Annotated in this window: 19 protein-coding genes; 12 read left to right on the forward strand and 7 right to left on the reverse strand. The window is 26.8% G+C overall.

Annotated elements, in window-relative coordinates; genetic code table 11:
- Together H0H71_RS02525 and H0H71_RS02530 are read left to right on the forward strand one after the other, a co-directional pair.
- On the forward strand, positions 1-383 hold a 383-nt coding region (locus tag H0H71_RS02525), incomplete at its 5' end, for a hypothetical protein (RefSeq protein WP_185855972.1).
- A 43-nt stretch (positions 384-426) separates the two neighbouring features.
- Positions 427-1,434: an RluA family pseudouridine synthase gene (locus H0H71_RS02530; RefSeq protein ID WP_185855973.1), complete on the forward strand. Its 1,008-nt coding sequence runs from the start codon at positions 427-429 to the stop codon at positions 1,432-1,434.
- A 20-nt stretch (positions 1,435-1,454) separates the two neighbouring features.
- Here H0H71_RS02530 and mgtE read toward each other — a convergent pair whose 3' ends face one another.
- Entirely contained in the window at positions 1,455-2,735 is a 1,281-nt protein-coding gene (gene mgtE / locus H0H71_RS02535; protein ID WP_238784475.1) for a magnesium transporter, read from the reverse strand.
- Positions 2,736-2,895: 160 nt separating this feature from the next.
- Between mgtE and leuS the strand changes: the two genes are divergently transcribed.
- From leuS to rpoN, 6 genes are all read left to right on the forward strand, one after another.
- A complete protein-coding gene (gene leuS / locus H0H71_RS02540) occupies positions 2,896-5,757 on the forward strand; it encodes a leucine--tRNA ligase (protein ID WP_185855975.1) in 2,862 nt (953 codons plus the stop codon).
- 146 nt (positions 5,758-5,903) lie between these two features.
- Positions 5,904-7,331, forward strand: a complete 1,428-nt coding sequence (locus H0H71_RS02545) for a Glu/Leu/Phe/Val family dehydrogenase (protein WP_185855976.1) — start codon at positions 5,904-5,906, stop codon at positions 7,329-7,331.
- A gap of 99 nt (positions 7,332-7,430) precedes the next feature.
- Positions 7,431-8,147, forward strand: a complete 717-nt coding sequence (gene pyrH / locus H0H71_RS02550; RefSeq protein WP_185855977.1) for a UMP kinase — start codon at positions 7,431-7,433, stop codon at positions 8,145-8,147.
- Positions 8,148-8,157: 10 nt separating this feature from the next.
- Positions 8,158-8,712, forward strand: a complete 555-nt coding sequence (gene frr / locus H0H71_RS02555; RefSeq protein ID WP_185855978.1) for a ribosome recycling factor — start codon at positions 8,158-8,160, stop codon at positions 8,710-8,712.
- Positions 8,709-10,121 carry an asparagine--tRNA ligase gene (gene asnS / locus H0H71_RS02560; RefSeq protein WP_185855979.1) on the forward strand — a complete coding sequence of 471 codons (1,413 nt, stop codon included), beginning with the start codon at positions 8,709-8,711 and terminating at the stop codon, positions 10,119-10,121. Before frr ends, asnS begins: the two co-directional genes overlap by 4 nt.
- Before the next feature lie 3 nt (positions 10,122-10,124).
- Positions 10,125-11,663, forward strand: coding sequence for an RNA polymerase factor sigma-54 (rpoN, locus tag H0H71_RS02565; protein WP_185855980.1), 1,539 nt, complete (start codon positions 10,125-10,127; stop codon positions 11,661-11,663).
- Here rpoN and H0H71_RS02570 read toward each other — a convergent pair whose 3' ends face one another.
- The 6 genes from H0H71_RS02570 to H0H71_RS02595 form a co-directional block, all read right to left on the reverse strand.
- Entirely contained in the window at positions 11,664-13,040 is a 1,377-nt protein-coding gene (locus tag H0H71_RS02570; protein ID WP_238784443.1) for an aldehyde dehydrogenase family protein, read from the reverse strand.
- Between the two features lie 49 nt (positions 13,041-13,089).
- Complete coding sequence (locus H0H71_RS02575; protein WP_185855981.1) at positions 13,090-13,536, reverse strand: SufE family protein; 447 nt, start codon at positions 13,534-13,536, stop codon at positions 13,090-13,092.
- Between the two features lie 29 nt (positions 13,537-13,565).
- On the reverse strand, positions 13,566-15,920 hold the full coding sequence (metE, locus tag H0H71_RS02580; protein WP_185855982.1) for a 5-methyltetrahydropteroyltriglutamate--homocysteine S-methyltransferase: 2,355 nt from the start codon (positions 15,918-15,920) through the stop codon (positions 13,566-13,568).
- Positions 15,921-15,968: 48 nt separating this feature from the next.
- Positions 15,969-17,186: a putative sugar nucleotidyl transferase gene (locus H0H71_RS02585; protein ID WP_185855983.1), complete on the reverse strand. Its 1,218-nt coding sequence runs from the start codon at positions 17,184-17,186 to the stop codon at positions 15,969-15,971.
- A gap of 21 nt (positions 17,187-17,207) precedes the next feature.
- Positions 17,208-17,474, reverse strand: coding sequence for a type B 50S ribosomal protein L31 (locus tag H0H71_RS02590; protein ID WP_185855984.1), 267 nt, complete (start codon positions 17,472-17,474; stop codon positions 17,208-17,210).
- Positions 17,475-17,556: 82 nt separating this feature from the next.
- Positions 17,557-18,669, reverse strand: a complete 1,113-nt coding sequence (locus tag H0H71_RS02595) for a 3-oxoacyl-ACP synthase III family protein (protein ID WP_185855985.1) — start codon at positions 18,667-18,669, stop codon at positions 17,557-17,559.
- A 91-nt stretch (positions 18,670-18,760) separates the two neighbouring features.
- Between H0H71_RS02595 and ubiE the strand changes: the two genes are divergently transcribed.
- The 4 genes from ubiE (at position 18,761) to pnp (ending at position 23,726) form a co-directional block, all read left to right on the forward strand.
- A complete protein-coding gene (ubiE, locus tag H0H71_RS02600) occupies positions 18,761-19,495 on the forward strand; it encodes a bifunctional demethylmenaquinone methyltransferase/2-methoxy-6-polyprenyl-1,4-benzoquinol methylase UbiE (protein WP_185855986.1) in 735 nt (244 codons plus the stop codon).
- Positions 19,496-19,528: 33 nt separating this feature from the next.
- Positions 19,529-21,031 (forward strand): GH3 auxin-responsive promoter family protein, encoded by a 1,503-nt coding sequence (locus tag H0H71_RS02605; RefSeq protein WP_185855987.1) that lies wholly within the window; start codon positions 19,529-19,531, stop codon positions 21,029-21,031.
- Between the two features lie 58 nt (positions 21,032-21,089).
- Positions 21,090-21,359 (forward strand): 30S ribosomal protein S15, encoded by a 270-nt coding sequence (gene rpsO / locus H0H71_RS02610; protein ID WP_185855988.1) that lies wholly within the window; start codon positions 21,090-21,092, stop codon positions 21,357-21,359.
- A gap of 231 nt (positions 21,360-21,590) precedes the next feature.
- Positions 21,591-23,726, forward strand: coding sequence for a polyribonucleotide nucleotidyltransferase (gene pnp, locus H0H71_RS02615; RefSeq protein WP_185855989.1), 2,136 nt, complete (start codon positions 21,591-21,593; stop codon positions 23,724-23,726).
- Positions 23,727-23,733: the final 7 nt, after the last annotated feature.

The raw sequence follows: 23,733 nt of genomic DNA on the forward strand, positions 1-23,733 counted from the left end.
ATTTCAATAATAATAACAAGAAGAAGAAAGACTTAGACAACAAAAAGAAAAAAGATTTCAATAATAATAACAAGAAGAAGAAAGACTTAGACAACAAAAAGAAAAAAGATTTCAATAATAATAACAAGAAGAAGAAAGACTTAGACAACAAAAAGAAAAAAGATTTCAATAATAATAACAAGAAGAAGAAAGACTTAGACAACAAAAAGAAAAAAGATTTCAATAATAATAACAAGAAGAAGAAAGACTTAGACAACAAAAAGAAAAAAGATTTCAATAATAATAACAAGAAGAAGAAAGACTTAGACAACAAAAAGAAAAAAGATTTCAATAATAATAACAAGAAGAAGAAAGACTTAGACAACAAAAAGAAAAAAGATTAAGAAGTTGAAATAAAATAATAAGCATTTAAATAAAATAAAAAAAATGCCTATATTCAAATTCCTAGCAGATAAAGATCAAAAACCTATTCGTATTGACAAATTTTTGATACAAGCAATCCCAAATATTAGCAGGAATCAAATTCAAAAATCTACTAGACTAGGAAAAATATCAGTGAATGAACGTATCATAAAAAAAAATAATTATAAAATCAAACCTTTAGATTCTATAATTATAGAAACTATCCCTACATCCATTTTTTTCTTAGATGAAGAATACAAAAATATTATAGAAGAAAAAATTCCTCTTGATATTCTTCATGAAGACAAAGATGTTTTAGTTGTAAATAAACCTGCAGGTATGGTAGTACATCCAGGATTCGGACACGAAAAAGGAACATTAATTCATGGAATTAAATATCATTTAAAAAAAAATTCTAATCAAAATAGATTTCCTCCTAGATTAGGGTTAATTCATAGAATAGATAAAGATACTTCAGGATTACTTCTTTTAGCAAAAAATGAACATTCTCAAAAATGGTTATTACAACAATTTTTTCATAAAACTATTAAAAGAAAATATATTGCTTTAGTATGGGGGGATTTACAAAAAAAAGAGGGGAGTATAACTGGATTTATAGGAAGAGATCCTAAAAATAGAAAAAGAATGATTCTATTTCAAAATCCTTTCCCTTACAAAGGGAAATATTCAATAACTCATTATAAAATCCTGGAAAGATACCCGAATATAACATATATTTCTTGTAATATAGAAACAGGAAAAACACATCAAATAAGAGCCCATTTCAAATATTTAGGACATCCTTTATTCAATGATTCTACTTATGGGGGGGATCAAATTCTTATGAAGAAAAAACTATCTAAAAAAAATATTGAATTTTTTAATATGTGTTTAAAAATTTTAAAAAGACAAGCATTACATGCTATTTCTCTTTCTTTTATCCATCCAAGAAATAAGAGAAAATATAATTTTACATGTCCAATACCTGAAGATTTTAAAAATGTTTTACTAAAATGCAGAGATAAATTTTAAATAGAAAAAATTCTATTATTTCACAATACTGTTCCTTTAAGAAGGAGATAAGATATAGAGAAATATATAATCAGTCCAATTACATCGACTAATGTCGCTACAAAAGGAGCAGAAGAACTTGCTGGATCTCCTCTAAATTTTTTAATGATAAAAGGAAACATAGATCCGCTAAAAGTCCCCCATAAAACTACACCTATCAAAGAAAAAAAAACAGTTAATCCAACCAAAATACAATGAGGACCATAATTATATAAATTAATACTATGCCAAGTCATAATCCGTATAAAACCTGTTAATCCTAAAATACTACCTAAAAAAAAACCGCATATTATTTCTCTACGCATGACAGTCCACCAATCTTTTATTTTTACTTCTCCTAAAGCCATAGCTTGAATAACTAAACTAGCTGCTTGAGCTCCACTATTTCCACCACTTGAGACTACTAATGGAATAAATAACGCCAAGACTACTGCTTTTTCTATCACACTTGAAAATTGCTGCATTACCGTTGTTGTAATCATTTCGCCCATAAATAACAAAGTAAGCCAACCAGCTCTTTTTTTTATTAATTTTAATAAAGGAACATTAAGATAAGATTGATTCAATACTTCCATCCCCCCAATTTTTTGAATATCCTCTCTATAATTTTCATTTAATACCCATAAAATATCATCTATGGTTACTATCCCCAATAAAATTTTCTGATCATCTATCACGGGAAGAGAAACTCTATTGTTCAGAGAAAACATTTTTGTAGCTTCTTCTTCTGTATCTGTTACATATAATACTGCAGTAGATTGTTTATTCATTAAATCAGACACTTTAGTTTTTGTATCTACTAATAAAAATTCTCTGATTTTTATATCACCTACTAATTTTCCTGTTTGATCAACTATATATATAATTTCTATAACATCACTATTCTTTCCTTCTTTTCGTATATAATCTAATACTTTTTGTACATTCCAAGTATTTTGGACAGATAAGTAATATGGGATCATTAAACGACCAACACTATTTTCAGGATATCCCAAAGAAACTAATGTTTGACGTTTTTCTTCCGGATTCAAATATTTAATTAGATCTTTTAAAGAATTTTTGGGAAGATTTTCCAAAAAAGAAACACGGTCATCTACTGATAATTTATTTAAAAATTCCATCATTTGAATTGATGGAAGATCTTCTATAATTTTTTTTTTTATAGAAAAATCTAAAACCTTAAAAACAGAAGTTGCTTTACATATTTTTAATAAACTAAATATTGTTACAATTTTATTTGGATGATCTTGAATTAATTTCACCAAATAGCTTATCGTTTGATTGTTCAAAAATTTTTTGTTCAAATTATTTTTGAAATAATTGGAATTAAACATTTCTTTTCTTGTTTAGAAAAAAATTCATATTTACAAATATTGAAATTAATTTCAATATTATTGAATAGTAATTTTTTAATTATAAAATATGGAATATAATTTTCGTGAAATTGAAAAACGATGGCAAATATATTGGAAAAATAATCATCTTTTTCATACAAAAGAAGAAGAAAAACAGAAAAAATATTATATTTTGAATATGTTTCCTTATCCATCTGGAGCAGGCCTTCATGTTGGCCATTGTTTAGGATATATTGCATCAGATATTTATGCAAGATATAAAAGATCAGAAGGATATAATGTACTAAACCCTATAGGATTCGATTCTTTTGGACTTCCTGCTGAACAATATGCAATACAAACTGGCCAACACCCTTATGAAACTACTCGTAAAAATGTTAAAAGATATCAAGAACAGATAAATCAAATAGGAATTTCTTTCGATTGGAGTCGTTCATTATGTACAAGTGATCCTAATTATTATCGTTGGACTCAATGGATGTTTATTCAAATTTTTAATTCTTGGTATGACAAAAAAAGTGAACAAGCTAAACCTATAGAAATTTTGATTGATGAATTTAATAAAAACGGAAATTTGTCGGTCTCCGCAAGCAGTACTTTAAACTATCAATTTGATTCTAATACATGGAAAGAATTCAATTCTTATGAAAAAGAATCCGTTCTTTTAGAATATCGTTTAGCTTTTTTATGTAAAAATACAGTTAATTGGTGTCCAGATTTAGGAACTGTTTTAGCAAATGATGAAATAAAAAACGGAAAAAGTCAAAGAGGGGGATATCCTATTTATAAAAAGAAAATGCTACAATGGCATATAAGAATCAGTTCGTATGGAGAAAGACTTTTAAAGGGATTAGAATCTATTAACTGTTCTAAATCCTTTAAAAATTTGCAGAAAAATTGGATAGGAAAAAACTTAGGTGCATCCATTCTATTGAAAATTTTATTTCAAAAAGAAAATATAAAAAAAGTGGAATTATTTATTCCTAGACCAGAAACTATATTTGGAATGACTTTTATTATTTTATCTACAGATCATCCTATTGCAGAAAAAATTTCTATTTCTACACATAAAAAAAATGTGATCAACTATAAAAAAAATAAGGGGGGGGGAGCTTCATTAGGATTAGTAGGAAAAAATAATGAAACTATTTCTGGAGTGTTCACAGGGAACTATGTTTTTCATCCATTTATTAAAATGAAAAAGATTCCTATTTATATTAGTAATGATTTCTCTGTAGACCAGAAAACAAAATCTATAATAGGGATCCCGGGGCATGAAAAATATAGTCTAGAATTTGCAAAAAAATTTGGATTAGAAATCCTACTTGTCCTTATTCCTGAAAAAAAAGAAAAAATTCTTGATCCTAGTAGTAGTAAAAAAGTCATTCCTTATGAAGGAGAAAATGGGACATGCATAAATTCTGATTTTTTAAATGGATTAAACACAAAAGAAGCAAAAGAAAAAATTATTCAAATTCTGGAACAAAAACATATTGGAAAAAAAAGAAATACGTATAAATTACGTGATGCGGTTTTTTCTAGACAAAGATATTGGGGGGAGCCAATTCCTATTTATTTTAAAAATAAAATTCCAAAAACTATTCCTGTTGATAAACTTCCTCTTCTTCTCCCGAAAATAGAAAATTTTCATCCAAAAGATGGAAAATCTCCATTGATTAGAGTCAATAACTGGGCTTGGGATGAAAAAAATATGAAAATAGTTTCAAAAAAACTTGTTGACAATCAACAAGTTTTTCCACTAGAAACTAGTACTATGCCAAGTTGGGCAGGATCCAGTTGGTATTTTCTTCGTTATATGGATGTTCATAACCATCGATTTTTCATAGAAAAGAAAAAAGAACATTATTGGAAAAATATTGATTTATATATTGGAGGATCTGAGCATACTACAGGACATTTAATTTATGCAAGATTTTGGAATAAATTTCTAAAAGATAGAGGATGGATCAGTTCAGAAGAACCTTTTAAGAAAATATTAAATCAAGGAATGATTCTTAGTTATTCTGCTATAATCCTAAAAATTATTGGAGAAAATACATTCGTTTCTTATGGATTAAGAAATCAAACTAATAATTTATCTTTTCAAGAAATTTATGTTGATATATCTCTTTTAAAAAAAGATAATAAATTAAATATCAAAAACTTAAAAAAATGGGCGCCCGAATTTTCTAATGCTAAATTCCTGTTAGAAGAAGGAAATTTTTTCTGTAAAAGAAAATTAGAAAAAATGTCAAAGTCTAAATATAATGTAATTAATCCAGATCAAATTTATGAAAAATATGGATCAGATGTATTTCGTCTTTATGAAATGTTTTTGGGGCCTATTACACAATCAAAACCTTGGGATGATGAAAAAATAAACGGAATAAAAAATTTTATGAATAAGTTCTGGCGTTTATTTCACAAAAACGGAAAATTTCAGATTAGTGAATTATCTCCAACTTTAGAAGAATTCAAAATATTACATTATGCAATCAAAAAATTGCATAAAAAAATAAAATCTTTTTCTTTCAATACATCTATTAGTATTTTTATGATTCTTGTGAACCAATTAACTATTCTAAAATGTAATAAAAGAAATATATTAGAACCATTAGTAAAATTAATGGCTCCGTTTGTCCCTCATATTTCTGAAGAAATATGGAAAAAACTAGGAAAAAATAAATCTATCATTTATTATTCCATTCCTACTTTCAATTCTAAATATATTTTAGAAAAAAAAATTACATATCCAATAATGTTTAATGGAAAGTTTAAATTTGAAGAAAAATTTGAGTCAGATATCTCAATAAAAAAAATAAAATATAAAATATTAAATCATTCTAAAACAAAATTTTTTTTAAAAAAAAGAATATTAAAAAAAATAATTATAATACCAAAAAAAGTAATAAATATAGTATATATATGATTTTTTTCTCTAAAAAAAGATATTATTTATTATCAATTGTATCTTAAAAAAAAAGATTCCTACATAAAACGTAAATTTGTGTTCCATAATCATTTCTTGAATTTTTTTTTCATTTTAGATTTAGAAAAGTCTAAAAACTTTTTTTTATGTCAAAAAAAAACCAAAATAAAACGTATAGTTTTTTTAGTTCTATAGAAAAAAATTTTGATAAAGCAGCAAAATTTTTTTCTCCAGAAGAAAAAGGCATTTTAGAACAAATAAAAGCTTGTAATTCAGTATACCGAATGCACTTTCCTGTGAAAATAGGAAAAGAAATTAAAGTAATTGAAGCGTATAGAGTACAACATTCTCATCACAAACTCCCCTGCAAAGGAGGAATAAGATATAGCATAAAAGTAAACCAAGATGAAATTATGACTTTAGCCGCACTCATGACATACAAGTGTGCTATAGTAGATGTTCCTTTTGGAGGAGCTAAAGGAGGAATTAAAATGGATCCACAAACTATTTCTGTAGAAAATATAGAAAAAATCACTCGTCGTTACACTTCTGAGCTGATTAAAAAGAATTTTATAGGCCCCGGAATAGACGTTCCTGCTCCTGATTATGGAACTGGAGAAAGAGAAATGAGTTGGATTTTTGATACGTTTTTATCACTGAGTCCTGGAGAAGTAGATGCATTAGCTTGTGTTACCGGAAAACCTATCTCTCAAGGAGGTGTTAGAGGAAGAAAGGAAGCAACAGGATTAGGCGTTTTTTATGGAATTAGAGAATTATGTCGTATCAAAGAAGATATGTTATCTATAGGTCTTGATGTTGGATTAGTAGGAAAAAAAGTAATAATACAAGGATTAGGAAATGTAGGATATCATGCAGCAACTTCTTTTCACGAAGCAGGAGCTATTATTATTGCATTAGCAGAAAGAGAAGGTGCGATTTACAATCAAAATGGATTAAATGTATACAACGTCGTTTTACATTTGAAAAATACTGGATCTATATTAAATTTTCCAGGTTCAAAAAACATTGAAAATACGGAAAAAGCGTTAGAATTAGAATGCGATATACTTATTCCCGCAGCATTAGAAAATGTTATACATAAAAACAATGCCAATCGTATTAAAGCAAAAATTATTGGAGAAGCTGCAAATGGACCTATTACTCCAGAAGCAGATGAAATATTAGAAAAAATGGGGGTAATTGTTGTTCCAGATATTTATTTAAATGCGGGAGGAGTTACCGTATCTTACTTTGAATGGTTAAAGAATTTAAGTCATGTTCGATATGGCCGTATGGAAAAACGTTTTAGTGAAAATATGAATGCAGAATTAGTGAAAGTTATAGAAACTATTTGCAGAAAAAAAATACTAAAAGAAGAAAAAAAAATTATTCTCAGAGGTGCAAGAGAAATAGATTTAGTACGTAGCGGATTAGAAGATACAATGATTAGTGGATTTCATAAAATTCGTGAATTAAAAAATTCAACAGGAATAAAAGATATGCGTACTGCTGCATTTGTTTTCGCTATAAATAAAATTATAGATTCTTATGAAAAATTAGGAATTTTTCCATAATCCACTACTTAGTCTCTATTCTAGTCTAGACTCAGTATCTATTTTTATTTTTATTAATGATAATAATAAAAAAAAAACATCCTTTATTTATTACTAATCATGAAGTACAAAAGATCATTGTTGAAATTAAGCGGAGAAGCTCTTATGGGTAATAACGAATTTGGACTTCATTCTACTCGTCTTCAACAATATGCTGAAGAAGTAAAAAAAGTAGTAGATATGGGAGCTCAAGTTGCTATAGTTATTGGAGGAGGAAATATATTTAGAGGATTTTCTAGGATAAAAGAAAATACGATAGATCGTATAGGAGGAGATTATATGGGCATGTTAGCTACCGTGATTAACGGAATCGCATTTCAATCTTATTTAGAAAATGTAGGAGTATGTACTTCTATACAAACAGCTATTAGAATGGATCAAATCGCAGAACCATTTGTAAAAGATAGAGCCATTCGTCATCTTGAAAAAGGACGAGTTGTTATATTTGTTGCAGGATTAGGAAACCCATATTTTACAACAGATACTGCAGCTGTATTACGTGCTATAGAAATCAAAGCTGACGTGTTATTGAAAGGAACAAGAGTAGATGGAATCTACACTACAGATCCGGAAAAAGATAAATGTGCTAAAAAACTAAAAAACATATCATTTGATATGGCCTATCAGATGGGAATCAAAGTGATGGATCAAACAGCATTTATTTTAGGAAACGAAAATAATTTACCTATTATTATTTTTGATATAAATAAAATAGGAAATTTCAAAAAAGTAATTTCCGGAGAAAAAGTAGGGACGCTTGTTTCTAAATGTTTCTAAAAAAAATATTATGGATGATTTAAATGAAATTTTTATTTCTTGCAAAAAGGATATGGAAAAAGTTGTAAAACAATTACAAAAAGAAATTTATAGTATCCGATTAGGAAGTAAATCTGTTATTTCCTTTTTAGAAAAAATAAAAATAAAGTGTTATGGAAGTTTCTTACCTTTGATTGAAATAGCCAATATTAATATTATAGACAATATGAATCTGACTATCCATCCTTGGGATCGTTCTATAATATCTATTATAGACAAAGCAATCATTGATTCAAATTTAGGATTTATGCCGAATAATAAAGGAGAATATATTCATATTCATATTCCAGTTATTACAGAAGAAGGAAGAAAAAACTTGATAAAAAAAGTAAAATGGCAAACAGAACAAGCGAAAATATTCATAAGAAACATACGTAAAAAAAACAATCAAAATATAAAAAAATTGAAACTATCAGAAGATTTATCAAAAGAAGGAGAAAATAGAATTCAAAAAAAAACAAGTGAATATATTCAAAAAATTAATTGCTTATTTCTTTCCAAAGAAAAAGAAATACTTCATAAATGATTGAAAAGTATTCTATTAAAAAATTATTAGATAAAGGAAAAATATTTTTAAATAAAACAGTTTTAGTTGAAGGATGGATTCGTTCTTTTCGAAATTCTATTTTCATATCATTAAATGATGGATCTACAATTAAAAATCTTCAAATTATTTTATCCAAAAAAAATTTTGATAAAAAAATTATAAAGAAAATAACAGTTGGATCATCTATTCAAGTAACAGGAATGATAAAAGAAAGTATAGGAAAAAAACAATGTATAGAACTACAAGCATTAGATCTAACTATTTATGGAGAAGTAGATTCTATAAGATTTCAAAGATCTATTTTACAACCAAAAAAACATAGTTTGGATAAATTACGGAAACAAGCACATTTACGTTTTCGTACAAGTCTTTTTAGTAGTATCATGCGGATCCGTCATCATATAGCTTTTTTAATACATAAATATTTTCATGAAAATGGTTTTTTTTATATTCATTCTCCAATTATAACTAATTCTAATTCTGAAGGTAGTGGAAAAATGTTTCAAGTGACTACTCTGGATTTAAAAAATATTCCATATATAAAAGGAAAAGTAGATTATACAAAAGATTTTTTTAAACAACAAACCTATCTTAGTGTTTCTGGCCAATTAGAAGCGGAAACTGCGGCTTTAGCATTAGGAAAAGTATATACTTTTGGACCGGTTTTTCGTGCAGAAAATTCTAATACTTCACGACATTTGTCAGAATTTTGGATGATAGAACCAGAAATGGCTTTTTTTCGTCTAGAAGAAAATATGAATGTAGCGGAAGATTTTTTAAAATACATCATCAGATATATTCTTGATCTTTGCATGGAAGATCTCTCATTTTTAAATGAACATATAAAAAAATGGAATAAGAATTCTTCTCTTTTAAAAAAATTAGAAAAAATATTAAAATCTACTTTTATACGAATCAGTTACACTGAAGCTATAAATATTCTTGAAAAAAGTAAAAATACAGATTTTGTTTATCCAGTTCTTTGGGGGATGGATTTACAATCAGAACATGAACAGTATTTAGTGACTAACTATTTTCAATCTCCTGTAATAATATTTGATTATCCTTCTTGTATTAAAGCTTTTTATATGCGTATGAATAAGGATAAAAAAACGGTTCAAGCGATGGATGTATTATTTCCAGAAATAGGAGAAATAATTGGAGGATCTCAACGGGAAGAACGTTATGATATATTATTAAATCGCATAAAAAACACAAATGTAGATAATAGTAAACTTTGTTGGTATTTAGATACACGTCGTTTTGGATCAGTTCCCCATAGTGGATTTGGGTTAGGATTTGATCGTTTAGTTCAATTCATTACAGGGATGAAAAATATTCGAGATGTAATTCCTTTTCCCAGGACTCCAAAAAATGCAGAATTCTAAAATATGTTAAAACAAAAATTATTACAAAAAGGACAACAAAAGCTTTCCCCCCAACAAATTAAACTAATGAAATTAGTACAATTATCTACTTTGGATTTTGAACAAAGAGTAAAACAAGAATTGGAAGAAAATACAGCATTAGAATTAGAAGAAGATTGTTATAATAATAAAGATAATAATATTATTATCGATCATAACAAAAATAGAATCACAGATGTTCGTTCTGATGAAAATTCTGAAATTTTTGATTTTTCAGATGATGAAAATGGAATAATAAATGATTCCTCTGCAGATCTTTCTTCTAAAAAAAATTTAGACGAAATTATAATAGATAACAATAATCATAATTTTATAAAACAATATAGAGGGGGATTCGGAAAAGATATTTCCATAATTTCGGGAATTTCTTTTCAAGAATATTTAAAAAGTCAATTACATACTTTTCGTTTTTTAAATCAGGAAGATTTATTGATAGCAGATTTTATATTAGGAAATATCGACGAAGATGGTTATCTCAGAAGAGATCTCACAGCCCTATCTGATGATATACTTCTGATTCTTGGAATATCAGTATCTGTCAAAAAGATTGAAAAATTGCTTTTAAACTATATTCAAAAGTTAGATCCTATAGGAGTAGGATCTAGAAATTTACAAGAATGTCTTCTTTTACAATTAAAAAATAAAAAAAAATCATCAGAAATAAATTTTGCAAAAAAAATTGTCCAAGATTATTTCAAGTTTTTTACAAAAAAACATTATCAAAAATTGCAAAATAAGTTAGGAACAACAAAAAAAAATTTAAGAAAAGCCATTTCTAAAATAGAAAAGTTAAATCCAAAACCAGGTAAGATTTATTCTGGAAACGCTAAAAATTTAGATGATTTTGATAATCTTATTCCAGATTTTACTATCTGCATAGTAGATGGAAAATTAGAACTTTCTTTAAATCAAAGAAATACTCCAGAAGTAAAAATTTCATCTTTATATTTAGAGATGTTAAAATCTTATAATTGTTCAAAGAAAATAAAAAATATAAAAAATGACGAAAATGCTATTATGTTTATAAAACAAAAAATTGATTCAGCAAAGTGGTTTGTTGATGCTATTAAACAACGAAAAGATACATTAATGTTAACAATGAATGCTATTATGGATTATCAAAAAGAATATTTTTTAACTGGAGATCCATATCAAATAAAACCTATGATTTTAAAAAACATTTCACAAAAAATTGGAGTAGGGATATCAACTGTCTCTCGTGTTGCTAACAGTAAATATGTAAATACACCATATGGAACTTTTTTAATAAAAAGTTTTTTTTCAGAAAAAATGATTAACGAAGAAGGAGAAGAAATTTCTTCAATTGAAATAAAAAAATTATTAGGAGATTCTATTGAAAAAGAAAATAAAAAAAGCCCTTTAACTGATGAAAAGTTATCAAATATTCTCAAAAGAAAAGGCTATCCAATAGCTAGACGTACTGTAGCAAAATATAGATCTCAAATGCAGATTCCTGTTGCAAGAATGCGAAAAATTTTATAATTATTTTTTGATTATAATAGTTTTCCAATTAGAAAATTCTTTTATTGACAGAACAGAAAGCTCTCTTCCATATCCAGATTTTTTTATTCCTCCAAAAGGAAAACGAGGATCAGACTTTACTACTTCATTGATAAATACCATACCCGTCTGAATTTTTTTGGATAATTCCTCCGCCTTTTCTAAATCTTCTGTCCAAATGGAAGCACCTAATCCATAACATGTAGAATTCACAATAGATGGAATTTCTTGTTCATCAAAAAAAGTATATATCAATCCTATTGGCCCAAATAGTTCCTCTTTATTTGAAGAAATATTATTATTTTTTATTTTCAATAAAGATGGAGAAAAAAAATTTTTTTCTCTTACAGAAGAGAGACAGATTTTTGCTTCATTAGCAATAATATTATTGTATTGTTTATATAATTTTTCAGATAAATCAGAACGAGAAATATAACCTATTTTAGTAGATTCATCATATAAATCTCCTCTCTGATATTTTTTCATTTCTTGAATTACAATATCTATAAAATAATCTGAAATGGAATTATCCACAACAAATCTTTTAGCTGAAATACATGTTTGGCCTGTATTGTTTAATCTAGATTTTGTTGCAATTTTTCCAGTTTCTTCTATGTTTTTCACATCTTTTAGAACTACAAAAGCGTCATTACCACCTAACTCTAAAACAGATTTTTTAATATATTTTCCGGATAAATATCCTATATGACTTCCAGCAAAATGACTTCCTGTAAAAGTAACTCCTTGTATTGTAGAATTAGATATAACTGATTCTATTTTAGGAATATCTATTAAAAGAACTTGAAAAACCCCTTTTGGAAATCCAGATTCAATAAATATTTTTTCTAAAAGAATAGAACAACCTGTAGTATTAAAAGCGGGTTTTAAAAGAATTACATTTCCTAATAACAAGTTAGGAATGGCATATCTTATAGTCTGCCATATTGGATAATTCCAAGGCATAATCCCTAATATAGCACCTATTGATTCAAATCTAACATAAGATTTTTCATATTCTGTAGTTGTTATATTTTTAAAAAAAACAGATTCTTTAATAGAAGAATAATACTCGCACAATTTTATGCTTTTATTGACTTCTGATTTTGATTGATATATGGGTTTTCCCATCTCCTGAGTAATTAAATACGATATGATATCTATAGTCTTTTTCATGCAAAAAGACAGTTTAATAATCTGTTTAATTCTATAAGAAAAAGAAGTGTTTTTCCATTCTTCATATGCTTTATGAGCTATAGATATTTTTTCTAAAATATCTTTTTCAGAAAGAAAAGAATAAGTGTTAATTATACTATTATCAACCGGATTAATGGTTTGAAACTTATTATTATTCATATTCATAGTTTCATAGTTCCTCATTTTTTTGAAAATAAAAAGAACATAAAATCATCTATGTAACTTTTCTACTCGTTTGAATAGAAATTTTTTCTTGAAAACAAATCGCATACAACTTAATCTTTTTCAAAAATAAAAATAGACCATTAGATCGAATTGGAGATAAAAATGTTTTCAAACCTATTTCAGAAATAAAATTTGCATTTGATGAAATGATTTCAAAAGGAATCTGTCCTGAATATAGACGAATCATAAGAGCTGCCATACCTCTAGGCAACAAAGCGTCACTATCTGCATCAAAAAAAACACGTACTCCTTTTAATTGGGCACCTAGCCAAACTTGAGATTGACATCCATAAATTAATTTATCATCTGATCTAAAATCAATCGATTTTTCGGGCAAATTTCTTCCTAAATCTATAAGATATTCATATTTCTCTTCCCAATCTTTGAGAAGAATAAATTCTTTTTTAATTTCTTCTTCTTTTTCCTGTAACGTCATTTCAAAATTTTTACACAAATATAGAATGATTATGATTTCTGATTATTATTTAGGATAGGATTATTTAATAATTTTTCTCTAGCTATTTTTGCAGCTTTTGTCATATTTTTAAGTGATTTCATTACTTCATTCCATTTTCTAGTTTTTAAACCACAATCTGGATTCACCCAAATATTTTTAATTGGAAACCTATTAGAAGCTTTTTTAATTAAATCAAATATTTCTTTTACAGTAGGAATTCTTGGAGAATGAATATCATATACCCCGGGGCCTATTTCATTTGGATAAGAATATTTTGAAAAAGATTCTAACAATTCCATTTTAGATCTTGATGTTTCTATTGTTAGAACATCTGCATCTAGATTTTCTATATGAGGTAATATGTCATTAAATTCACTATAACACATATGTGTATGAATTTGAGTTTCATCTTTTACTACACTTGAAGAAATCCGAAAAGCTTTAACTGTCCAATCAAAATAAAATTTCCACTTTTTTTTTTTCAAAGGTAATCCTTCTCTAATTGCTGGTTCATCAATTTGAATTATTTGAATACCAGAATCTTCTAAATCCTTTACTTCATCTCTAATAGATAAAGCAATCTGATAAGCCGTAGTAAAAATAGGTTGATCATTTCTTACAAAAGACCACTGTAAAATAGTTACAGGTCCAGTCAACATCCCCTTCATTAATTTTTCAGTTTGGGACTGAGCAAAACAGATATATTTAGTGGTAATATTTTTATTCCGAGTAACATCTCCATAAATAATTGGAGGTTTCACGCAGCGACTTCCATAACTTTGAACCCACCCATTTTCAGTAGAAATAAATCCTTTTAGTTTATCTGAAAAAAATTCGACCATATCATTCCTCTCAAATTCTCCATGTACTAAAACATCTAAATTGATTTCTTCTTGTTTCTTTATAACATATACAATAAATTCCTTAATTTTTTTTTCATATTCTTCTTGACTAAATTCTTTTTTTTTAAACTTATTTCGTAAAGTACGAATTTCTTTAGTCTGTGGAAAGGAACCAATGGTCGTAGTGGGAAATACAGGAAGATTAAATTTTTTATTTTGTTTTTTTTGTCGAATGTTAAAAGGACTTTTTCTTTGAAAATCTAAGTCTCTTACTTGTTTTACTTTTTCTTTCACTTTTTGATCATGAAAAAGAAAAGAACTTTTTGTTTTTTTTAAAGACATCAAATTTTGAGATAATAAATCCTTATTCCCTTTCATAATATCTTCTAAATCTTTTAATTCATATATCTTTTGTTTTGCAAAAACCATTCTATTTTTTATATCTGAATGAATGGAATATTCATATTCTATATCGAGGGGGATATGTATCAGAGAACAACTGGGAGCAATCATAACACGTTTTTCTCCTAACACTTTTATTGATCTTTCGATATTCTTAATGGAATTCACATAATTATTTTTCCAAATATTTCTTCCATCTATTAACCCTAAAGATAAAATCATTTTTGTATCACTCAAAAAACTAAGCACTTTTTCTAATTGATCTGGATCTTCTATTAAATCAACATGCAAAGCATTTATAGAAGAAGAAAACTCTCTAAGAATAGAAATGTTTTCTGAAATTCCATCAAAGTAGGATGTTAATAGAATATTAATTTCAGAACAATGTTTAGAAATTTCTTGATAAGAATATTGAAACGCCTCTACTACTTTTTTAGATAAATCATCAAAAACTAAAATTGGCTCGTCCAATTGTATCCAATTAGAACCTCTCTTTTTTAAAGAATTGATTACTTTTATATAAATAGGAACAATATTTTCAATCAAATCCATCTTATGAAAATTTTCCTTTTCTTTTTCTTTTCCTAAAAAAAGGTAAGAAACAGGACCTATCACAACCGGTTTTGGAATTGATTTTAATATTTTTTTTGCTTCTTCAAATTCATCGAATATTTTTCTTGAAAAAATACTAAATTTTTGATTTTTGTAAAATTCGGGGACTATGTAATGATAATTAGTATTGAACCACTTAGTCATCTCCATAGCTTTTATATCCAATCCTTTTTTTTGAATCCCTCTAGCCATTGCAAAATAAATCTCTATCTTCTGATTACTACTACTATCATCATTAGTAGTATCATGAACTATTTCTTTATAAGATTCTGGAATTGCCCCTAATAATAAAGACATATCTAGTACATGATCATAAAAACTAAAATCATTACATGGGATCAAATCCATCCCGGATTTTTCTTGTATTTTCCAATTTTCTTCTCGTATTTGTTTTCCAACATCAAACAATTTTTTTGAATCAATTTTATTTCCCCAATAAGATTCGCAAGCTTTTTTTAATTCTCTTCGTATTCCTATACGAGGATAACCTAAATTATGTTTTAGCATATTAATTATTTTCTTTTTTAAAGAATGGGGGCCCCCCTTTTTTATTTTTCATTCTTTCTTTTCTAATCTATTTATATATAAGTATTCTAAAATTTCTTTATCCAAAAAAGAAAAATGGACATTTCTTCTTTTCATCATAATTTCAGCTGTTTCACAAACCTTCCTAAAAAGAATCAATTTCTTATTTTGTATTCCTCCAAAAGAGAATGAAGAAATGTATCTAGGAGGAAATCCATATCCAAAAATATTTGCATTAACACCAACTATTGTAGCAGTATTAAATGGGGTATTGATAGCAGATTTAGAATGATCTCCCATAATCATCCCAAAAAATTGTACATCAATAGGATAAAAATCCTTTTTTTTATAATTCCAAACTGTTACTTTAGAATAATCATTTCTTAAATTCGAAATATTCGTTCCAGCTCCTAAATTACACCATTCTCCCAAAATAGTATTTCCTAAAAAACCATCATGAGCTTTGTTCGAATAAGAAAATAGAATAGAATTTCTTATTTCTCCACCTACTTTACAAAATGGACCAATAGTTGTCGATCCATATACTTTAGTCCCCATGTTTAATGTTGCTTTCTGACAAATCGCGACGGGGCCTCTAATCATGGATCCTTCCATAATTTGAACTCCTTTTCCAAGATATATTGGACCTGTATTCGCGTTGAGTACAATATTTTCTGCAACTATTTCTTCTTCCAGAAATATTTTTTCTTTCAAAAGAATCTGGTTATTTCCTAAAATAGAACAAGATTTTTTTTTCTTAAAAAAAGAAAAAAAATCTTGTTTTAATACAATTTCGTTATGGATAAATAGATCCCATGGATATTGAATATAAACAATTTTATTTAGGGGATAAACTTTTTTGTATTTTTTCTTTTTTTTAATAATAAGAGATGCCTCCGATGCATCGGAATAGGAAAAATAAGATTCTCTAAAAGCAACAATCTTATTGTTGCAAACAATCGCTTCATTTTCTTTTAATTTGAAAAGAATTTGAATCAACTCTTCATTTGGAATAAATGAAGAGTTGATTAGTAAAATGTTTCTAAATACATTGTTTCTACTAATCCCAAAAGAATATTTTTTTGAAAGATATGGCTGGGTAAGAATTACTGCTTTTCCCCCCATATATTTTTCCCATCTTTCTCTTAGAGTAAAAATTCCTAAACGAATTTCAGATACTGGTCTAGTGAATGTAATAGGAAACAAATTTTCCCATTCTATCCCATCATATAATATAAAAAAATCCATAACAATAACGACATAAAATGATTACTTCTTTTTATTTATATTATTATATTTTTCATATTTTTTTTTAAACCTTTCTGCGGGACCTGTTTTTCCTAGAAATCTTTTTTCTCCAGTAAAAAAAGGATGTGAAAAACTAGATACTTCCATTTTATATAGAGGATAATCTAGTCCATTTATTTGAATAGAATCTTTTGTTTCTACTGTAGATCTGCATATTAATATTTTTTCGTTGTTAATATCTTTAAAAACAACAGGTCTATAATTTTTTGGATGTATTTTTTTTCTCATAATTCAATTCTTATTTTCTTACTTTACTCTTACACAGTAGTTATTATATATAAGTATATATAAGTATTATCATTAGGAATATTTATTGATTTAGTGGAAAACGATAAATCATTCCATTAATATTCATTCCCGCTCCTAATGATGCCATTAAAATAGTATCTCCAGGATGAATTTCATGAGGAGGCATTTTTCCTTGAAGAATTAAATCTAATAAAGTAGGAACAGTAGCAACAGAAGAATTTCCAAATTTTTGGATAGTCATTGGCATTAAATTTGAATAAAAATATTTGTTTTTAAAAAAAAAAGAAGAATCATTGTACAATTTCAACAATCTTTTCAAAATAGCATAATCCATTTTAGCATTTGCTTGATGAATAAGAATTTTTTTAATATCTTTAATATGTAAATCCGCATGGTCCAATATATTTTTTAGCATATTGGGAACTTCTGTTAATGCGTATTCATAAATCCGTCTTCCATTCATTTTAATATTGACTAAAGATTTCTTATAACTAGGATTCAAAGAAGGTCCATTAGTTAAATAATGTAATTCCTCATTGTTATTGCATTGAGAATCATAATAAATTATCCCGTTATTTTCATCTTTTATATCATCAATTGCAGATAACACTGCGGCTCCTGCTCCATCCGAAAAAATCATTGCATTTCTATCATGTGGATCTATAACTTTAGATAAAGTCTCAGAACTTGTAATCAAAATATTATTAGCATACCTAGATCGTAAAAGTTGATCTGCTAAAATCATCCCTTCGATCCATCCTGTACATCCAAAAATCATATCATATGGACGACATTTTCTATTTTTTATTTGAAGTTTATTCTTCACTCTAGCTGCTATCGAAGGCATCAAATCAGATTGAAAAGAAATAGGATTGATATCTCCATAATTGTGAGCAGATATAATATAATCTATTTTTTCTTTATCAATTTTGGAATTGATCAAAGCTTTTTTTGCAGCAATAGTAGCAATATCTGAATTAAATAAATTATTATTATTAATGTATCTTCTTTCTTCTATTTCGGTTATTTTTTGAAATTTTTTAATAATATCTTCATTAGATTTATTGATTTTTAATCCTTTTTGATCGTAAAATGTATGTTTTAAAAAATGATTGCTTTTTACAATCTTTTTTGGTAAATAATGTCCAGTTCCTGTAATAACTGATCGAATCATTTCACTACGTTTGAAAATAATAAATAATAAATAATAAAATCTTTTGAAAAAATCGTTTTTTTCATTTCTGTTATGTAAATTACAGAATCTTATGAACAAAGATCCTCTTTTCTCAAATGAAAAAGAATTAACAAAAATGTTTGACGACATTTCTTCAAGATATGATTTTCTGAATCATGTTTTGTCTTTTGGAATAGATTTTCTTTGGAGAAAGAAAGCAGTGAATCTTCTAAATCACATTAATAAAAAAAAAAAAATATTAGATGTAGCTACTGGAACTGGAGATTTTGCTATACTAATTGCTAAAAAATTTCATGACACTAATGTGATAGGTATGGATCCATCTTACAAAATGCTAAAAATAGCTCAAAAAAAAATAAAAAATCATTTTCTTGAAAAAAGAGTTCAAATTATTCAGGGCTATTCACAAAATATCCCATTTAAAAATGATACATTTGACGGGGTGACTATTTCTTTCGGTTTTAGAAATTTTCAGTGTTTTCACATTTCTTTAAAAGAAATATATAGAATCCTTAAACCTTTGGGTTTTTTAGAAATTTTAGAATTTTCTCATCCTTCAAATATTTGTATAAAAAAACTTTATTATTTTTATTCTCATTTTATTTTACCTAAAATTGGAAGTTATCTATCAAAAAATTATTTTGCCTATAACTATTTACAAGAATCTATTAAATCTTTTTCTTATTACGGAAATAAAATGAAAAAATTTTTAAAATACCACAGATTTAACCCCATTCATACAAAAAAATTAACATTTGGAATTGCATCTATTTATTTATCAAAAAAAATAGTTTCTTCTAAGTGATATTTTTAGATCAATTAAAATTTTTTCATACTTATGAAGTCTTTATCTGGATATTTTACATCTGCTTTTCTAAAAAAAAGAATTAAAAATATAGAACATATTATCCGGAATCCAATAGGTACCCAACATCAATTAATGCAAAAATTGATTGTATATGCAAAAAATACTGAATTTGGAAAAAAATATGGATTTTGCAACATCAAAAAATACAAACAATTTTCTGAAAGAATCCCCATCTCTAAATATATGGATTTACATCCTATAATTAAAAGAATCAGAAAAGGAGAAAAAAATGTTCTTTGGCCCGGTCAAGTAAAATGGTTCGCCAGATCATCTGGAACTACAAATACAAAAAGTAAGTATATTCCTGTGACTAAGAATTCTATGAATGAATGTCATTACAAAGCAGGAAAAGATATGTTATCTATATACATTCATAATCATCCCAAAACGAAAGTTTTTTTCGGAAAATCTCTTCGTTTAGGAGGAAGTTTCGAGTTATACAAAAAGTACAATACTTTTTATGGAGACTTATCTTCTATTTTGATAAAAAACCTTCCATTTTGGGCGGAATATATTAGTATTCCAAATAAAAAAATTGCTTTAATAAGTGAATGGGAAAAAAAATTAGAAACCCTTGTTAAAGAAACATTATATAAAGATGTCCGCATTCTTTTAGGAGTTTGTTCTTGGTTACTAATTTTTTTAAACCAATTATTACAAACATCTAAAAAAAACAAAATAGATGAAATATGGAAAAACATAGAAGTGATTTTCCATGGAGGTGTAAGTTTTAAACCATATATTTCACAATACAATAATTTATTCTCTAACTCTATTAATTATTATGAAGTATACAGCGCATCAGAAGGTTTTTTTGCAATACAGGATCAAAAAAATGAAAAAGATCTTTTACTATTATTAGATCATGGAATTTTTTATGAATTTATTCCCATGGAAGAATTCGAGCTCCCTTATCAAAAAATTATTCCTATTGAAAAAGTAGAATTGAACAAAAATTATGCAATTGTTATTTCTACAAACGCTGGATTATGGAGATATATAGTTGGCGACACAATAAAATTCACTAGTTTATCTCCATATAGAATTCTTATTTCTGGAAGAACTACCCATTATATAAATTCTTTTGGAGAAGAATTAATTATTGAAAATGCGGAAAAAGCATTACACATGGCTTGTATAAAAACTGATTCTATTATTCATGAATATACAGCAGGGCCTATTTATATGAATCAGAAAAATTCGGGAGCTCATGAATGGATTATAGAATTTAAAGAACCACCAAAAAATTTAAACAATTTTAGAGATCTTTTAGATGAAGAATTAAAATCTTTGAATTCGGATTATGAAATTAAACGGGATAAGAATATAATTTTACGTCCTCCTGTTATATATGTTGCTAGAAATGGATTGTTTTACGATTGGTTAAAAAAACAGAAAAAATTAGGGGGACAAAATAAAGTCCCCCGATTGTCTAATGATAGAAAATATATAGATTCTCTGTTAAATATGTAGTTTTTTAATTCAAAAATTATTTTTATTTTAACTTTACAATACAATCATACATATGTATATGTACTTGACATCAGAAAAAAAAAAAGAAATATTTAAAACTTATGGAGCATCTGTTTTAGATACAGGTTCATCCAAAGCACAAGTTGCTTTATTTACTTATAGAATTAACCATTTAAGCAAACATCTAGAAAATAATAAGAAAGACTTCAACACAGAAAGAGCACTAGTCAAATTAGTAGGAAAAAGAAAAAAACTACTGAAATATATAGAACTATATGATAGAAATAGTTACAAAGAACTAATCAAACACTTGGGATTAAGAAAATGATCAATTTACAGAAAAAAATAAAAACTGATAAATAAATAATCCGATTCTCCATACACAAACACAATACAAAATAATATAATTAAGTAAAGTAAGTGTATCAATTACTATGATGTAATTTCTAATTACAAATAAATTATCCTTTTAAGATCTTTTCAGAAAGGAGATAAAAACACAATTTTTTTTTTGTTTTTTTTTATTCAGTTCAGACAGATCAGAAGAAAACAATTCAATATGTCAGATATAGTAAAAGAAATTATTTCTCTAGAAGATGATCGTACTATTGTAATAGAAACAGGACAGTTAGCTAAACAAGCTGACGGGTCTGCTATTGTACGTACAAAAAATACAATGTTATTAGCAACTGTAGTCGTTTCCAAGGAAATTAAAAATGGAATCAATTTTTTGCCATTAACAGTAGATTATAGAGAAAAATATTCTGCAGGTGGAAAAATTCCTGGTGGATTTATAAAAAGAGAAGGAAGACCTTCTGATGAAGAGATTTTAACAATGAGATTAGTAGATCGTGTCTTAAGACCTACTTTTCCTGATTTCTTTCGAAAAGAAATACAGATTATGATATCTTTGTTATCTTATGATAAAACAGTTTTACCAGATGGATTAGCTGGATTAGCCGCGTCCACTGCCTTGTCAGTGGCAGGGATTCCATTTGATGGCCCAATATCAGAAACCCGTATTATCCGTGTAAATGGAAAATTTATTCTAAATCCTAGTTTAGATCAGTTGGAAAAAGCAGATATAGATTTAATAGTAGGTGCTTCTATGAATTCTATTATCATGATAGAAGGAGAAATGAAAGAAATTTCAGAGAAAGAATTTATAAATGCTATTACTACAGCTCATAAAGCTGTAAAAAATCAAATACAAGCGCAAATTAAACTGGTAAAAAAACTACCAAAAAATCGTTTTATTTTCTTTTATAATGATTTGAATCAAGAAGATTCTTTAGAAAAAGAAAATTTGAAAAAAGAACTTTTTTCTTTTTCTTATGAAAAAATATACAAAGTATATAAAAGTTACTTGGATAAAAAAACGAGATCTTTTCAGGAAAAAGAAATATTAAATCAATTCAAGAAAAATTTTTCAACAAATGAAATAGAAAAAAATGAGATTTATATTCTTCAATGTTATGAGGAAATTAAAAAAGAAATAATTAGACATATGATTTTAGAAGAAGGGGTTCGATTAGATGGAAGAACCAATCAACAAATACGCCCAATATGTAGTATTGTAGACTATCTACCTGGAATACATGGATCCGCATTGTTTTCAAGAGGAGATACTCAGTCTTTAACTACAGTAACATTAGGATCATCTTTAGATGCCAATAGAATTGATAATGTTATTATGGAAAACCAAGAAAAATTTTATCTACATTATAATTTTCCTCCTTTTTCTACAGGAGATATACGAGTCATTAGAGGTGTGACTAGAAGAGAAATAGGTCATGGAAATTTAGCACAAAGAGCTCTAAGAAATGTTCTTTCCAATAATCCATATACAATTCGTGTAGTTTCTGATATATTAGAATCTAATGGTTCTTCTTCTATGGCTACAGTTTGTGCAGCAAGTTTAGCATTGATGGATGCAGGAATACCTATTGAAAATCCTGTTTCTGGAATTTCTATGGGATTGTTCACAGATAAAAAAAAAGAAAAGACAGTTATAATCTCTGATATTACTGGAGATGAAGATAGTTTTGGAGAACTTGATTTTAAAATAACGGGAACAAAGAATGGAATTACAGCATGTCAAATGGATGTAAAAACAAAAGGATTAACATATGATCTTTTAAATAAAATTTTAATGCAAGCTTTTAAAGGTCGTATCTTCATATTAAAAAATATGTTGAATACTTTACCAAAGTATAGAAAAAAATTGAAACCTAATGCTCCAAAAATATATACTTTAAATATCCCAAAAGATTTGATAGGTTCCGTTATAGGCCCGGGAGGAAAAATTATTCAAGAAATACAATCTCATACAGAGACAAATATTTTAATTAAAGAAAAAGAAGGAATGGGGTATATTGAAATTATAGGAAAAGATTATAAAAAAATGGAAAAAGCTATTAATAGAATTAAAGAAATTACTTTTGTTCCTGAAATTGGGAAGGTTTACAAAGCAAAAGTAAAATCTATAAAAGATTTTGGAGCTTTTGTTGAAATTTCTAAAGGAATAGAAGGATTATTACATATTTCTGAAATAGGATGGAAAAAATTAAACAATATAGAAGAAGAATTGAAAATAGGAGATATTATTGATGTAAAATTCATGGGAATTAACGATAAAAACAAAAAAATGAAACTTTCTAGAAAAGTCCTCTTCCCTCGTCCTACGAAAAAATAATTTTTTA

The sequence above is a fragment of the Blattabacterium cuenoti genome (assembly GCF_014251375.1).
Lineage (GTDB): Bacteria > Bacteroidota > Bacteroidia > Flavobacteriales > Blattabacteriaceae > Blattabacterium > Blattabacterium cuenoti_K.

Coding starts and splice junctions, on each gene's coding strand:
- H0H71_RS02530 (WP_185855973.1), top strand. CDS start 427: ATGCCTATATTCAAATTCCTAGCAGATAAAGATCAAAAACCTATTCGT.
- leuS (WP_185855975.1), top strand. CDS start 2,896: ATGGAATATAATTTTCGTGAAATTGAAAAACGATGGCAAATATATTGG.
- H0H71_RS02545 (WP_185855976.1), top strand. CDS start 5,904: ATGTCAAAAAAAAACCAAAATAAAACGTATAGTTTTTTTAGTTCTATA.
- pyrH (WP_185855977.1), top strand. CDS start 7,431: ATGAAGTACAAAAGATCATTGTTGAAATTAAGCGGAGAAGCTCTTATG.
- frr (WP_185855978.1), top strand. CDS start 8,158: ATGGATGATTTAAATGAAATTTTTATTTCTTGCAAAAAGGATATGGAA.
- asnS (WP_185855979.1), top strand. CDS start 8,709: ATGATTGAAAAGTATTCTATTAAAAAATTATTAGATAAAGGAAAAATA.
- rpoN (WP_185855980.1), top strand. CDS start 10,125: ATGTTAAAACAAAAATTATTACAAAAAGGACAACAAAAGCTTTCCCCC.
- H0H71_RS02570 (WP_238784443.1), bottom strand. CDS start 13,040: ATGAATATGAATAATAATAAGTTTCAAACCATTAATCCGGTTGATAAT.
- H0H71_RS02575 (WP_185855981.1), bottom strand. CDS start 13,536: ATGACGTTACAGGAAAAAGAAGAAGAAATTAAAAAAGAATTTATTCTT.
- metE (WP_185855982.1), bottom strand. CDS start 15,920: ATGCTAAAACATAATTTAGGTTATCCTCGTATAGGAATACGAAGAGAA.
- H0H71_RS02585 (WP_185855983.1), bottom strand. CDS start 17,186: ATGGATTTTTTTATATTATATGATGGGATAGAATGGGAAAATTTGTTT.
- H0H71_RS02590 (WP_185855984.1), bottom strand. CDS start 17,474: ATGAGAAAAAAAATACATCCAAAAAATTATAGACCTGTTGTTTTTAAA.
- H0H71_RS02595 (WP_185855985.1), bottom strand. CDS start 18,669: ATGATTCGATCAGTTATTACAGGAACTGGACATTATTTACCAAAAAAG.
- ubiE (WP_185855986.1), top strand. CDS start 18,761: ATGAACAAAGATCCTCTTTTCTCAAATGAAAAAGAATTAACAAAAATG.
- H0H71_RS02605 (WP_185855987.1), top strand. CDS start 19,529: ATGAAGTCTTTATCTGGATATTTTACATCTGCTTTTCTAAAAAAAAGA.
- rpsO (WP_185855988.1), top strand. CDS start 21,090: ATGTACTTGACATCAGAAAAAAAAAAAGAAATATTTAAAACTTATGGA.
- pnp (WP_185855989.1), top strand. CDS start 21,591: ATGTCAGATATAGTAAAAGAAATTATTTCTCTAGAAGATGATCGTACT.